Below are 15595 nucleotides of genomic sequence, written 5' to 3' on the forward strand. Positions count from 1 at the left end.
GCAGCTTACATTTAACACATACAAATCATGAGTTTCAGAATAGAAAAAGACACAATGGGCGAGGTAAAAGTACCTGCTGATAAACTTTGGGGAGCGCAAACCGAACGTTCTAGAAATAACTTTAAAATTGGGCCTAGTGCTTCTATGCCTCTAGAAATTGTTTACGGATTTGCCTACCTTAAAAAAGCTGCAGCTTACACCAACTGTGAACTTGGAGTTTTAGCTATTGAAAAACGTGATTTAATTGCTCAAGTTTGTGATGAAATCATAGAAGGAAAGCACAATGACCAATTCCCGCTTGTAATTTGGCAAACTGGTTCTGGTACTCAGAGTAACATGAATGTAAATGAAGTTATTGCCAATAGAGCGCATCAAATTGCTGGAAAAGTTATTGGAGAAGGCGAAAAAACAATTCAACCTAATGATGATGTAAACAAGTCTCAATCTTCTAACGACACCTTCCCTACAGGAATGCATATCGCAGCTTATAAAAAAGTTGTAGAAACTACAATTCCAGGAGTAAAACAATTAAGAAATACATTAAGTAGAAAATCTAAAGATTTTAAAGACGTTGTAAAAATAGGCAGAACTCACCTTATGGATGCAACGCCTTTAACACTTGGTCAAGAACTTTCTGGTTATGTAGCGCAACTAGACCATGGCTTAAAAGCACTTGAAAACACACTCTCTCACTTAAGTGAATTAGCTTTAGGTGGAACTGCTGTTGGTACAGGCTTAAACACACCCAAAGGCTACAGTAAGCGTGTAGCTGAATACATTGCAGAATTTACAGGACTACCATTTGTAACTGCACCAAATAAATTTGAAGCTTTGGCTGCTCATGATGCCATAGTTGAAACTCACGGCGCGTTAAAACAATTTGCCGTTTCTCTAAATAAAATCGCTAACGATATTAGAATGATGGCTTCTGGACCACGTTCTGGTATCGGAGAAATAATTATTCCTGCTAATGAACCCGGAAGTTCTATTATGCCAGGAAAAGTAAATCCAACACAATGTGAAGCTCTAACCATGGTATGTGCTCAAGTTATTGGTAATGATGTAGCTGTTTCTGTTGGAGGTACTCAAGGGCATTATGAACTTAATGTATTTAAACCTCTTATGGCTGCAAATATTTTACAATCTGCTGAATTAATTGGCGATGCTTGTGTAAGTTTTGATGTGAATTGTGCTGTTGGTATTGAACCAAATCGTGCCGTTATTAAAGAATTATTGAATAATTCGCTAATGTTAGTTACGGCATTGAATACAAAAATAGGATATTATAAGGCTGCTGAAATAGCTAATACCGCTCATAAAAATGGTACTACATTAAAAGAAGAAGCCATCAATTTAGGTTACGTATCTGCTGAAGACTATGATGCATGGGTAAAACCAGAAGAAATGGTTGGGAGTTTAAAATAACTACAACTCAATCATATAAAAAAAGCAGGTAATAAATTACCTGCTTTTTTGGTTGGTTGTTAGCTATTAATCCTCTAATATTAAATATCCAGAAGACTTCGCTACAAATATATACTTAACAACATTCTTAAAAGATAACATTTGTTAATTAAATTGTTGTTTTAGTTTTTTCTTATTCGGCTAAGTTGAACAGGTGTAATACTTAAATAAGAAGCAATATGGTACTGTGGTACTAATTTGTCAATGTTAGGAATATCTTTTTTTAGTTTTTTATAACGCTGAGATGCATTCATAGAAATAAGTTCTAATTGTCTTTTTTCATATCGCATAAAAACCTTTTCTAAAATTCTAGTATATAAATTGCTTATTATTATATTCTCTTCACAAAGTTTATTCATAGCAGTAAAATCTATTTCATAAACTTCACATTCAGTTAATGTTTCGTAAACTATTTCGGAAGGGGCTTTTCTAATCAATGCAGTTAAAGAACCTGCAAAATCCATCGAAAAAAAGAATCTTTTATTGAATTCTTTTCCTGATTCTGATGTAACGTAACAGCGCATTACACCTGAAATAACAAGATAGATTTTTGACGGTATTTTGCCCAATTTGTCAACTTGGGTATTAGCATCAATTCTTTTGTACTGAGAGATTTTTTTTAACTTATTAAAAACTTCCTCTGGTATGTATCCAAAAGAGTTTAAAAAGTCTTCACTTTTTAACATGGTTTGATTGTGGTTGGTTGGTACACGCAATATAAAACATGTTCTACTAATGCTAAAAAAATCTTCATAAGGTAAAATATAAGGTATAAAAAAACCCAAAAGAAATTCTTTTGGGTTTTTTAACTTTAATATAGTCTTTATTTAAGTGTAAACTCTGATGTAGACACTAAGTCTTTTTGGTTAAACACATTAACTACATAACGTCCTTTTTCAAAATCTTCATCACTATTAGCAGTAACAAACTCACAAACGTTTAAGTTGCTTTTTTCATAGTTAAACTTACTTACTATGCTGTAATTTAATGTTTTTTCCCCAAAAACTACTTGTTCGTTTGCGCCTAATATATTGTTTTTTGGGTCAATAACTTGAACATATAATTCTTGATCTCCTGCTTGTACTAATGGATTTTTTGCAACTGTAAAACAAACTCTAATTTTATCTGCTCTACGAGCTCTTTCAGTAGGGATTAATTTCCCAGAAGTTCTTTCAATAACTCCAAAACCCTTTAAATCAACAGTATTTAAAATTGAAGCATTTTCAACAACTTCAGCAAGTGCTGTATTCTGTACCAACAAAGAATCTGTAAACATTGTACGCTCTTCTAGCCTAACACGAGTACTATCCAATGACGTTGCTAGATATGAATTCTCAACTTTTAAGGAATCATTTTGAGCCAACAACACATTCATCTCCTTCTTAAGATTACTATACTTTGTTTTGTAACGCCATAAACTTTTCACGTTAGTTTCAGAAATTCTTAAAGAATCTATTAACCCTTGAATACGGTCTCTAGCAGAAATCAAGTCTTCATTAGCAATTTTATTTTCACCAATAGCTTCATCGTATTGTTTTGCCATAGCACTTAATTCACTCATAACCTCTTTCTTTTCCTTATTTAAGTCACTTGTAATTTTATCGCTCTCACCTTTTAAATTCATTGTATAAAAACCGGTGGCTACAAATAAAACTAATGCTATTCCTAAAGCGACTTTTAACCCAGTATTACTTTTGTTGTTTTCCATAATTATTTGTGTTTTTTAGAGTTATACTAACTAATTTTATTAGTTAGTTATTTATGTTAATTGCTAAAAGACAATTGATTCTATCTTTCAAAAACATATACGCTTAATTATATTTTTTAGATGTTTTGCCACATCTCTACTATGCTTAAACAAATATAACTCTATTATTTTCAATGCCTTACACTTAAATTAAAATTTTGTTAATATAATTGAAAATAATAAAAATAGGATTAAAATACACAGGAAATAAAAAACAGAGTGTATTAGTATTACACTCTGCTTATAGCTAAAAATTTATTTTTAATATTTACTCATCTTCTAGCTTCCATGTTCTAACCCAATCAATTCTCATGGTATTAATTGTGTTATCTGCTAAATCAGATTTTGGAGGAAGTCCACCTAACCAACCTGCTGCATTAGTCCAAACATCGAATATAATTTCCAATTCTCTAGTGAATTCTCTATCGGCATATACACTACCAGATCTATCTTCTCCTACAACTACACTTCCTGCTGGCTCTCCGTTTAAATAAAATTGTATGTTTTTTGAATCTTTCCACCAAGCACCATAGATATGATAATCTTCATTCCACCCCTTATTTTTAAGAGGATTTACATCTAAAAGATTGGATCTTTGGAAATTACCATAATTCCTAATTGTTCCTGGACTTCTATTTGAATCAGCATGAAAGTATTGTGAATTCATTTGCGCTGGAAATGCTTCTGCTTCACAATTAGTACAAGAAGGTTTAGAGTTATTTTCTATAATGTCAATTTCATCCCTATTATTAATATCTCCATTATTTAACCAATACGTATTATAGGCAGAAATATGAGCAGTTTTAATTCTTGCTTCAGTATACATTGGATATTTTGTCTCAGCAATAGAATGTATTCTTGCCGTTTGAAACCATCTACCTTCAGCATTTGACTCATTAACTGTAGGCTTAATCCATAATTTACCATCTGTTACTCCAGAATTTTGGACTGAATTAGAAACTGATACTGGAACTGGGTAATCCCATGTAGATTTGAACCACTTAGAACTATCCCAAGTATCAAACTCATCGGACATTGCATCAAACTTAACCCACTTTTTACCATCAGGTGTTGTATCGTCTATGGAAGTAAATGACGGGAAATCTGGATTCATATTGTTAAAATCTTCAGCGGTTGGTCCATCTGGAATGTTAGTTACAGTAACAGTAACCTTAGCAGTATCTGTATCTCCATCTTTATCTGTAATGGTATAAGTAAAACTATCAGTTCCATCAAAATTAGCATTAGGTATATATTCAAATACACCATCACTAACCTCAGTTACGCTTCCATTAGATGGAGCTGTAAGTAAACTATAATCATCTCCATCTCCACCATCATCTCCAATATCGTCATTAGTAGAAACATTTTTTTGATTTGCAGTTCCAGCAACACTATTTTCTACTACTACTATAGTATCATCTATAGCAGTAGGCATATCATCTGGATTCTCTTTTGGATCTTCTTCAGTACTAGCATCGCTACTACAACTTGCTATTAAAATAAATAGTGAACTAAATAATAAAGTAATAATTCGTTTTTGCAAAGCATTTTCTTTTAACATAATTTTTATTTAAACATTATGAATACAAAATTAATGAAGACTTGAAATTTTAAAAGTATCATTTATTGCTTTTTAACTAGCAAATGGCTTTTTTAAATTTAAAAACCACTAGAAAAAAACTCAACAAATCCATTAACTAAGAAAAAACAGTACTTTTTGATATTAATCCACATCAATATCATCACTAGGCTCCCTTCTCAGTAAATCTGCTTCTAAGCATTTCTTTAGCGCTTTCGAAAAATGTAAATACTTAATATTATTATTACACAAATTTTGATGCATACTTTTTATAGTATTGTGTTGCATTTTAATTCTTGGAATATAAATTTCATTAATCTCTAATTGATAATCATTATATAAACCAAGCAACTTTTTTTGCTTATTTATTTTAATCCAATTAAAATTTTTAGCATAGTAGTCTAAATTTTTAATTAATAATTGTTTAGCTGGCCTATTATATTCTTCATTCTTACCTAGATATTTATCTAAAATGAGATGTATTATCTTGTACAAATCATTTTTTTCTTTGTGTTTTGATTGTGATACATTAATGAAGTTTATAATAGTATCTGAGAAGAAATCATTAGTTTTTTCATCTATAGGTTTAAGAGTTTTAAAATAGTAATCTTTTGAATTAATCTTAAAGGCATTGAATAAGTATGTTTTTTTATCTTTAAAATAAATAATTTCAATTCTTCTATTATTTACCAAATTAAGAATTGCCAAACTAAAGGTTTCAAAAACTAAAGTGCCCCATTCTTGCTTTTCGCTAAAAGAAACGTTATTATATTTTAATCTTGGATACTCACCCACCAAATAAATACCGATATTTTCACATGGGATATCTTCAATCTTTAAGCTAAGTACTTTCTCTGAAATTCTTGAACGTTCATATAATTTTAAGCCAAAAAAGTCAAAACTAGAAATTATCATAAAACAACTTAGTTTGAAGCAGCTTTTAAAGAATCAATCTTTTTTTGAAGTCTTTCAATTTCTTCAGATTTTTCATCAACAGCAGGTATTTTTAGTATAGTATCTATACTTTGTTGAACCATATCAATAGTTTTAGTTTCTTCAACAAAATAATAACCAATCTTTTCGCTAGAACGCCATGCTTCATTAAGTTGATCATAGACGGTTTTGTTCCATTGACTTGGATGTTTAACGTCTATCCAAACCACATCACGATATTCACTATCAATCAATACTAAATCTGGAGTTGCAGAACCATCAAATTGTTTAGAATCTGTATCGCTAATTGAAGATACCGTACCCATAAAAAACATACGTTTTTTGCCAGCAATATCTTTTATGTATGGTCTAAATTCAACAGGTGTGTTAGCTGTCCAATCATATTCTTTTCTAGACTCTTTCACTTTTAAAGGCATAGCAGAAACACCAGCGTATCCTTGTTTTTTAGCAGCGTGATTGTAATAATACAACTTATCAGTACCATCAGCAGGAACAAAAACACTAAAACTTAAACTGGTGCGCTCATCACCTACTGGCTCTAACCCAAACCAATGATACAAGCCACTAAAAGCACCTGTATCGGTATCTGAAAAATCAAAATCTGTTACATAAGGCTGTTGGTTTTGGTCTTTTGGCATTTCAGGAATCTTAACCGCTGTTTCCATATTCCATGGCAACGGATCGCTAAACCCGCCTAAAAATTTTAAAGACTCCGCTTGTAGTCTTGACACTTTTTCTGCTAATGTATTTTGTCTAGTTAAGTATTTATGGTTTCTCATGTTTTCAGGGCTAATGTAAGTTCCTTTTCCAATGAGAATGCGTTCTATATAATCGTTAAAATCATGTTCTCCATTATCTACTACCATAACTCCTCCAAAAGTTGGATAAGGAAATAGAAAACCCTTCCATTTAATTAAGCTCACTACTTGCACCCATTGTCCTGAATCGTTTTTCATATAATACGTATCGCTAGGTTCCATGGTAAACAATTGGAAAAAGTTGAAACGTTGTACTACGGCATTATAGGTGTTTCTACTAAACTTTAAAGATTCCCCAATTGAAAAGGTTACTGGAATTCTATTTTCGCTTGAAAATCTTGGAAATGGTGTTGTACTTGATACTGCAAAAACCTCTTCGGTATTATCAGTCATACCTTGCCACATGTACTTTTCAGTAGGCTGAATGGCCATGGTCCATTTATTTTCGTCTCCAATTCTAACTAAATGTGGAAGTGATACATCTTTAGTCTCTCCTACACTTTCATTAGCCATAGAGAATACATTGCGAAGCGGTTGAATACGTTCGTTTTGGGTTAAGGGTAATTCAGCAATTTCAACTTTATTAAGATGATTAAAAACATTATATGTTTTCATATAATCATACATTTTAAAGTGCCAACCAACTACATACAAAACTCCAAAGAACACAACCAAAAGTCCTAAAATTGCTAATCGTCCTGCAGAACTTGCTGATTTTCGAAACTTCCTCAAACCTAAAAATAGCACAATACTACTTAGGAGAATTATGAAAATAAATTTCCTAACAAATAGTAATGCAGGTTGATAATCATCTCGTAATACAAATAATGTTACAAGTAAAATTAATGAAACAATAATGGTAATTGTTTTTTGCTTTTTTCCTTTATTCCAGTAGTTTTTTATCATCTATAATTTTATTTTTCATTTCCGCAAATAACGGAATGACAGTTACATTAGGCCTTTATCCTTTAAACGTTGTCTCGCACTCTTCTCTTCTACTTTTGGAGTTTCTTTAGCCTGCTCAACAACTTCTTCTGCATCTTTGGTTTTCAAATCTTCAATAAAGTCTTTTCCCTTTTCGATGGTATCTTGAACCATATCCTCAATGGAATCACTTTTTTCATCAATTACTTCACTAGATTTAAAAATAAAATTTGCTAAATATGTTCCTGCTATTGTTCCCACTATCATAGATGCAAAAATGGAGATTGTTGCAATATCAATAGGAATTAAAAAACGTGTTACTACTATTCCGATTAAAAACAGAAACCCAACAAAAACTAATCGTAGTAAAAACGTTTGCTGATACACAAAACCTGTTTTATCTTCAGGCTTCATTTGAAGCTCTTTAGAGTTAATTATTTTATTAAAAAATCGGTAAAGCCCGTTACCTTTAGATTCTCTCCAATATAAAAAGATTCCGAAAAGTATAGCGGCAATAAATACAATGAGTTCTAGTGTCATGATGTTTTATATGAAGTTGTTTTCTATAAAATTAGTCTATAATTATTAAATATTGTTACTAATCGTTTCAATTGCCCAGTCTTTTAATGAATCATCCCAAGTTTTAAAACTGGCATAAAATGCTTCTTTATCATACCAATACCAATATAAAACGTCTTTTTCTGAAATATTAACGAGTAACTTCCAGATTAAATCTTGATGCTTAGCATCTAATGAAGAATGCGGTTGGTGTAGGGCTTCAAAAAGCTTTTCATCTACAATATCAGCTATTTTGTATTGATTGCTCGTTTCTAACTTCTCCAAATAACGCTCAACACTCATCACTTTTTTTCTAGCCTTAATATCAAGTTTATTCAAATAACTTTTGAATAATATCGGATCATTTAAAATATCTTTAATTGAATGCTGAGGCTTTTTAAGATGCTGAGCCATTTCAAATTTCTTGATACGCTCATAACGTTTGGTTTCAACTACTTTTTCTAAATCATACTCAATAATCACATGGTCTCGAAGTTTATCCATAAGTTCAGGTTGCTCAATATGATAAATCAAAACATCATGATTGGTATCTTTAATAGATTCTTTATGCCAAGTTTCATCCTCAAAAACAACTATTGGTTTTATAAAATCTCTTAACACATAAACACCTCCAAATGCTCTGGTGTAAAATGAATCAGTTTCAAATTGTAATTGATGTAAATTTAAATCACGCTCTCGTAAATCGCCATAAGCCTTAGCTGAATCTAGAAGCTCTTGATGCAATACTTCATCTATAAAATTATTGCCAGTATTGAATGTTTTAACAAGCTCTAACTGCTCTTTTTGAATATACCACAACCTATCAATCAAGTGAAAATTAATAGTTATTTTATTGTATTTTAAAACATCTAAGGGGTCATAAAAGGCATCAATACCCTGATCGAAATCTAAACAAATAGCACAATCTCTTGTGATATCTTTAATTTTTTCGCCATGAATTTTAAAAACAAATTTCATGATATCTCTATCAAACGTATGAAACGGTAAATACACCGGTTTTCCTTTTTGAAGTGGGGAAATGATAATCCCATGCGGGTTAGCTTCTCCATTATTTAGATAGCTATTATCTTCCTTTTCTTTAGCAACTTCAGGACTCCACCCAATACCATCAATATGAAACGTTTTTAGTTTAGTTTCTGTAAAACCAAGTTTTACTAAGCATTTATTGTAACGCTCAACGAGTTTTCCGCTTACTGGAATAAGTTCACTTCTATATAATTTGGCTTGTTTTAGTTTGTTCATTTATTTACTCTTGATTACTATAGTTTTAGCCACTATATCTCCTATTCGCTTTTTGTTTTTATTTGTACAGGCTATAATTAAACCCATCAAAAACATATAATCTATAAAACCAAAAAAGAACCTAACAAATGATTTTTTAAATCCTATATCTTCATAATTATCTGAAACAACTTTCAAATTTAAAAAGCCCTTACCTATGGTCTTACCAAAAAATCCTTCACTTACAGGCCATAAACAAAAACCTATGAAAAACATAAATAATGCTGGCAACCCATTTAAATGAACTCCAATTTCATTTTCAATTGGCTCGCCAAAAAAATTCCTACCACCATAGTTATTAACCAAAAAACAAAAAAATCAATTACAAAAGCTAAAACTCTATAACGAATTTTAGCAAGCTCAAGTTTAGTTTTTTCTTCAAATTCTTCAAACATAAAACTAACCAAGTAACTTATGAATTATAGCATACTGCAACAATACAATTGTTCTTGTATCTACAATTTCTCCATTATTCAACATTTTAGTAGCTTCTTCAAAAGAAATTTCCAATACCTCAATATCTTCATGCTCTGAATCTAAACCACCACCTTCATTCACTTTCATATCATCGGTGTATTCACCAACAAAAAAGTGCATTTTCTCTGTCATTACTCCCGGCGAAGAATAGGCTTCATATACTTTTTTTACTTCTTTTAACCTATAACCAACTTCTTCTTCAGTTTCTCTAATTATACAAGCTTCAGGGTTATCTTTATCCAACATGCCTGCAGCAACTTCAACCAACATACCATCTTTATTATCATTCAAATAGGTTGGCATTCTAAATTGCTTAGTTAAAATAACAGTTTGTTTTTCCTTATTATAAAGAAGAATTCCTGCACCATCTCCTCTATCATAAACCTCGCGCATTTGGTTTACCCATTTGCCATTAGGCATCAAATAATCAAAATTGACTCTATTGAGAATATAATAGTTGTCCGAAAGTAACTTTTTCTGTATGTTTTTTATTTGCTTATCACTCATTTTCAAAAGTTCTTCTTGCTTCAGTTTCTATATTTAACTGATTCACTCTAGCATCTACTTTTCGTTTAAAATCTGTATCAGCAATAGTTGCAACATTATCTAAATAACGCACAACTTCTTGTCTTCTAATCTCTGAGAAATCTAAGCCTTTCATATTACCTCTCATTAATTCTTGAAGCATATTAAATTTGGTTTCATAATCTTGCTTGAAATAGATTTCTGGATTTTCAAACCAATCTTCTTCCAAATCAAAATCGGTTAATCGCAATGAAATAGCCGATTGAATATTACGAACATCACGAGATGAAAAGAACGGAAACACAGCTTGCATTTCTTTATACAAATTCGCATAAAACAAATGCTGATTTGTTTTAAAATGTTTTTCTACATTATCATAAATGGCATGAACACGAGCTTCAGTAGGTTTATCAACGTTACTCAAAATATCGCCCATATTTTTTGCTAACCCTTGATCTTGCAGATAACTATAATTTTCTGGTCCTTGCATATTTACAAAATCTGGCATGGTGTCATCTAATTTTCTCCACCATAAATGATCTTGATCTAGAAAATCATGTTCTGTTCTTGCTCCATCAATTTTAAAACGCCCTTGCACACGAGAAATCACAGCTTTATCTAACATTTCTGGTAGGTTTGTAAATAATCCTATAGAACTGTTTCCGTAATTTACAGCATAAGCACCTTCAGTATATCGTAAAAACACACCAATAACCTCCTTTACACCAGCCGAAACACCTTGAGCAGTTCTTTCTTGTAAGTTATTTTCAGCATCATCAATAGGTGCAAAAATTAATTTTGAAGGATCTTGCATCGGTTTCATCCACTCCACCATTTTTTCAGCTGAACCACCTTGAAATGTTGAAATTAAGGTATCTGGCATAGGGTGAAACAAAAAAGGAATATCTAAAGTATCACAATGTTCTTTTAATCTTGTTGCTATAGCTGCAATCAACATACTTTTTCCTGTACCAGGAATGCCATAGCCCATAAACACAGGCATAAAACCACCTAGTTCTTGAAACGGATTTTTCTTAGCAGTAAAATCGTAGCTTAACATACGTTCTGTTAAACGACGTGCAAAATGTTTTGCATCACGATTACCAACAATTTGTTCAAATTGAATTTTATTAAATTCTACACTTTTTGCTGTACCTTGAAATACGTTATTCCAACCTGAAACTGCAAACTCCGATTTTTCTAACTTATACGTTCTGTCTTCAATAGTTTCAGTATATTCTAAACTTCTTTTTCGTAATTGAATCTCATCAATTAAAGCTTCGAAATAAACTACTGTAAAATCGACAACATCTTTATCTGATTTGATAATTTCTGGATGATCTAAATACTTGTCATAATAAAACAAACAGCAAGAAATTCCTTTAATTGGAGACATTATAGACACCTCTGGAATACCTGCAAACTTTTGCTTCATCACACTTAAATCATCTGATGCAAATGGTTTTAAATCGTGCAATATTTTATAAGCTTGAGCAAACAACATAAACGCTGTAGCGGTATGCATTTTACTTTCAAACTCGCGTTTTCCGTTAGTATCTAAAGCCGATTTATTCTCATTTAAACTTGATAAACCCGAAGCATCATAGTAGCTATCCTTAATCCAAATACCCAATGTTATCCCCTCTTGAACCGCATATAAAGTTTGGTTTAAATAAATAGGAATAGCTACTGAATCTGGCAACAAACGCTTTTTTAAAGCTAAAATGGTTTTAGATACCGAAGTAATACTTGCAGTATTAGTACCATTGTTGGCGCGAGACAAATACAATAAGATAGATTCATCTTTAGCACTTTTATCTCTATTTTTTGCACGAGACCCTTGCTCCCATTGTATGCTTTTTAAGTATGAAGACGCCTCGTCTCGAAGCATGTCTAATTCTGATAATTTTATAGGGAAAGTTGAGTTGTGCTCCATATACTTTGGTTAGTTTTAATTATTTTTTCAATTTATAGGATTGAAAAATAAACAAATTCAATCACTCTATAAAATTAGTATTAAAAGAGTAGCTTTTGTTACTTCTTTGATATATTTTTTATAATTTACTCTGAGACACTTATTGTAAACTCAGAATTACATATTTAAAGTTAAAGAAAAGTATTTTCGCTTAAAATAATTGTTATTCGAATGAAATTTAAAAACTACAATTCAAGTTATTATTTTTTAGCTTCTGTTTCTTATGTTTTTTCTCACTTACGGCTCAGGACATTGTAAATCCTTCAGAACCTTTAGGCGAACAGAAAAACAACAATTTTTACTATGGATTTGAAGCAGCTGGAAATTTAGCAAAATGGGGAACTTCTCAACCTGCAAATTGGACAACTACTATCGAGCAAAGTACACAAGGTAGTAAAAGTTTAAAATTTACTCTTGATGAAACTACTAACGCTATTACAAATTTTGTTACACCTTACACCATTTCAAAAGTTAGAAATGCAGTAAGTAGTGGACAATCCATGATTATTGCCAGCAGTTATGATGGTAGAGTATTAGGAATGGACTTTAGCAATGGTAATATTCTCTGGGATATTGAATTAAAGCCTTCTAATAGCAACGAACCTTCTGGTGTTGGAAATAACGACATTTTTTGCTACGATTTAGATAACGACGGTAATGATGAAATATTAGTAGCTAGCGCTGATGGTAAATTATATTGTTTAGATTCTAGTAACGGTGCTAAATTATGGGACACCTTTTCTGTTAATCAAATAAGTGGTGTGACTCCAATGTATGCTGTTTGCGTTGTTAAAAAGAATGGCACTCCTTATATAGCTTGTGGTAATTTTGATAATAGTATTTATTATTTAAATTCTAATGGTTCTTTTAACAAAGAAGTTGATTCTAAAAACTATTCAAATGCTAACGTTTTTGGTGATAAAACTTATAATCTCTTTCCAAACAAAACACACATCGCTAATTTTTTGAGACCAATCCCTCAAGATGCGAATAACGACCACTTAGGCATGATTGCCACTAATAACAGTATGCAAGTAAATGGTACGTTTTATCAATTTGAACCTCTAGAAGATTTACCCATTCAAATACCAGGAGCAGGAACTAACGCAGGTATTACTTTGAGTACTATGAAACCCGTGGGTGATTTCAAATTGGTTAACGATCCTTCCAATAACGAACCCATAATACTTTTAGGTAATAGTACGCAACGTAATAGATCTGGAGCATTCACATTAAATCCTGATATTGATAATTACACCTCTAATTCAACTGTTGGAGGACAACCCATTCAAGGTGTTTTGGTTGATTTAATAGGAAATGGTTATACCAACGTCAACGGTTATCGCGTTCCTCAATCTGAAGTTGTAAATACTACAACTGGTCCTGTATTCTTAACACTTTTTGGTTCAGATATCATCATTCAAGATGAAAACCGAACGTCAAGTAGACGTATTCAATCAACATATGCCTACAATGATTTATGGAAAGATTCTGTTTCTGGAAAACTTTTATTTGCAGGTAGTCAGTCAGGAGGCAGCTGTGTACATGTTATTGATACTATGAATCCAGATTGGGAACAAAACTATATAGATTTAGTTCCTCCAGGAAAAATAAGTGCATTATTAGCAAATGTACAAAACATAAAAACACAAGTATCAACTTTTACCAGACCAAGCTATGAGGTGCCAACTACACCAAATAATGTTTATTTTGTAACAGGGTTAAATAAAAACACAAGTAGCACAACAAAATCTTTTATTACTAGTATGGAAGCTATAGATCCAACAAATGGTCCTAGAGTTTTAGAAAACGTATTTAACCAGAGGTATAGAAATTGGGATCGAGTATCTGATATTTCAAGTGTAACCTATCAAAACAAAAGAGATAGTAGATTTACTTATTTAGATTGTACTGAAATTCCAGATATTTCTATCTGTAGTGATGATTATAAAAATGTAACAGAAATAAGAATTGATGCTTTAAACAGAAATCCTCATGGTGTTTCGTTTTGGGGTGGCCACGGTAATGACCCTGCACCTTTTTCTCAACCCGTACTAAATGAAATAATGACTGCTGATACCAGTAAAATGAAAGTATTCATTTATCCAGAAATTGTAGATTTAGATTCTGAATTTGAAAGTTTTATGGATGATTATATTTATGAAATAACTGATAATATTGAAAATAATAACCTGAATACCAAAATGCATATTAGAACCAAACATTCGTTTTGGCAAGGTGATGTTCATAACCCAGCTTGGGATAGATTAATTTCTGGAGAATTTGCAGATGTTTTTATTCCTTCTATGGAAGAGACTCAAGACAAATCAATGGAATTAAGTATTGCAGGAAGAATGGGCGTATGGATGAGTGGGGCAGTAAATGATTGGGGATCTAGAAGCGTACCTGATAATGCATCATATGATAGACTCAGACAGTTTAGTCATGCTAGATCTGGAAATCATTATTTAAGACATACTATTTATGCTCTTGCAAGTGGTGCAACTCATTTTAATAATTTTGAATCGTTTGAAAGTGATTGGATGCAATTAGTATTAGAATTAACTGCCAAAGGCGCGATTTATGTACCTGAACGTAATCAGCTATTAAGTATTTCTCCTGTAAGATTAAGTGTGGTAAATCCAGATTTGCAATATTTATACAAATCAACTTCGGTAAAGTTTTTAACCGCTTTTGATAAAACGGCAGGCGAAGAAAAGTTTGTTTTTGGTAGACTACATGGAGCATTTCCTGGAGCAAAAAACACACCTTATGATTTTTCAACATATGCTGCCGGAGTAAAAGAAAGACGATTAAACTTTATTCCTCCTTATGAAAACGGGATGGTTTTAATAACACCTCCAGATGTACCAAATGGACAACCACAACCTGTAAGAGGAAAAATAGAAGATCATATGCATCCTTTCTACACAGGAAAAACTAAAGAATATTTTACTGATGGAAAAAAGTATTATTCTGATTTTAATCAAACCGCTGCTTTTGATCCTGACAGTAATTATTATGAAACCATAAAGACCGATATCGAAAATTCAGCAGACTTATTACCTATAAAAATTTCAGGAAATGTGGCATGGGTAGTTTGTCAGACTGATAAAAGGCATTTACGATTAACACTCATTGATACAGGCTATTTAAATCCACACGGAGGTACTGCTAAAGTTCAAATAAATGCATCAGAAATTAGTGTTTCAAACATAAAAAACATTCTTGATCCTTCAGAAACTTATAGCGGCAGTAACATCGATGTTGATATTCCTATTGGAGGTTTCAAGTTTTTTGATATTACACTTTCAAGTGATTACTACTAA

At 31.8% G+C, this 15595-nt stretch carries 12 protein-coding genes; 2 read left to right on the top strand and 10 right to left on the bottom strand.

Translation table 11 applies throughout. The features are described from left to right. Positions 1–27 precede the first annotated feature (27 nt). Positions 28–1425, top strand: coding sequence for a class II fumarate hydratase (gene fumC / locus AC0L5U_RS04990; RefSeq protein ID WP_473414977.1), 1398 nt, complete (start codon positions 28–30; stop codon positions 1423–1425). Between the two features lie 161 nt (positions 1426–1586). Here fumC and AC0L5U_RS04995 read toward each other — a convergent pair whose 3' ends face one another. From AC0L5U_RS04995 to AC0L5U_RS05040, 10 genes are all read right to left on the bottom strand, one after another. Further along, a complete protein-coding gene (locus AC0L5U_RS04995) occupies positions 1587–2150 on the bottom strand; it encodes a Crp/Fnr family transcriptional regulator (RefSeq protein WP_473414978.1) in 564 nt (187 codons plus the stop codon). A gap of 137 nt (positions 2151–2287) precedes the next feature. Further along, on the bottom strand, positions 2288–3172 hold the full coding sequence (locus AC0L5U_RS05000; protein ID WP_473414979.1) for a chromosome partitioning protein ParA: 885 nt from the start codon (positions 3170–3172) through the stop codon (positions 2288–2290). Between the two features lie 307 nt (positions 3173–3479). After that, positions 3480–4775, bottom strand: a complete 1296-nt coding sequence (locus tag AC0L5U_RS05005; protein WP_473414980.1) for an Ig-like domain-containing protein — start codon at positions 4773–4775, stop codon at positions 3480–3482. A gap of 162 nt (positions 4776–4937) precedes the next feature. Then, the gene (locus AC0L5U_RS05010) at positions 4938–5708 is read right to left on the bottom strand and encodes a hypothetical protein (protein ID WP_473414981.1); all 771 of its coding nucleotides are present in this window, start codon (positions 5706–5708) and stop codon (positions 4938–4940) included. Positions 5709–5716: 8 nt separating this feature from the next. Further along, positions 5717–7411, bottom strand: a complete 1695-nt coding sequence (locus tag AC0L5U_RS05015) for a hypothetical protein (RefSeq protein WP_473414982.1) — start codon at positions 7409–7411, stop codon at positions 5717–5719. Positions 7412–7453: 42 nt separating this feature from the next. Beyond that, positions 7454–7969, bottom strand: coding sequence for a hypothetical protein (locus AC0L5U_RS05020; protein ID WP_473414984.1), 516 nt, complete (start codon positions 7967–7969; stop codon positions 7454–7456). Positions 7970–8014: 45 nt separating this feature from the next. Next, the gene (locus tag AC0L5U_RS05025; protein ID WP_473414985.1) at positions 8015–9250 is read right to left on the bottom strand and encodes a DUF6638 family protein; all 1236 of its coding nucleotides are present in this window, start codon (positions 9248–9250) and stop codon (positions 8015–8017) included. Continuing rightward, complete coding sequence (locus tag AC0L5U_RS05030; RefSeq protein ID WP_473414986.1) at positions 9251–9595, bottom strand: RDD family protein; 345 nt, start codon at positions 9593–9595, stop codon at positions 9251–9253. It abuts the gene before it with no gap. A gap of 93 nt (positions 9596–9688) precedes the next feature. Next, a complete protein-coding gene (locus AC0L5U_RS05035) occupies positions 9689–10273 on the bottom strand; it encodes an NUDIX domain-containing protein (RefSeq protein WP_473414987.1) in 585 nt (194 codons plus the stop codon). Beyond that, positions 10266–12227, bottom strand: coding sequence for an AAA family ATPase (locus AC0L5U_RS05040; protein ID WP_473414988.1), 1962 nt, complete (start codon positions 12225–12227; stop codon positions 10266–10268). Before AC0L5U_RS05040 ends, AC0L5U_RS05035 begins: the two co-directional genes overlap by 8 nt. A gap of 539 nt (positions 12228–12766) precedes the next feature. Between AC0L5U_RS05040 and AC0L5U_RS05045 the strand changes: the two genes are divergently transcribed. Continuing rightward, a complete protein-coding gene (locus AC0L5U_RS05045; protein ID WP_473414989.1) occupies positions 12767–15595 on the top strand; it encodes a hypothetical protein in 2829 nt (942 codons plus the stop codon).

It is taken from the genome of Jejuia sp. G7-7 (assembly GCF_055808955.1).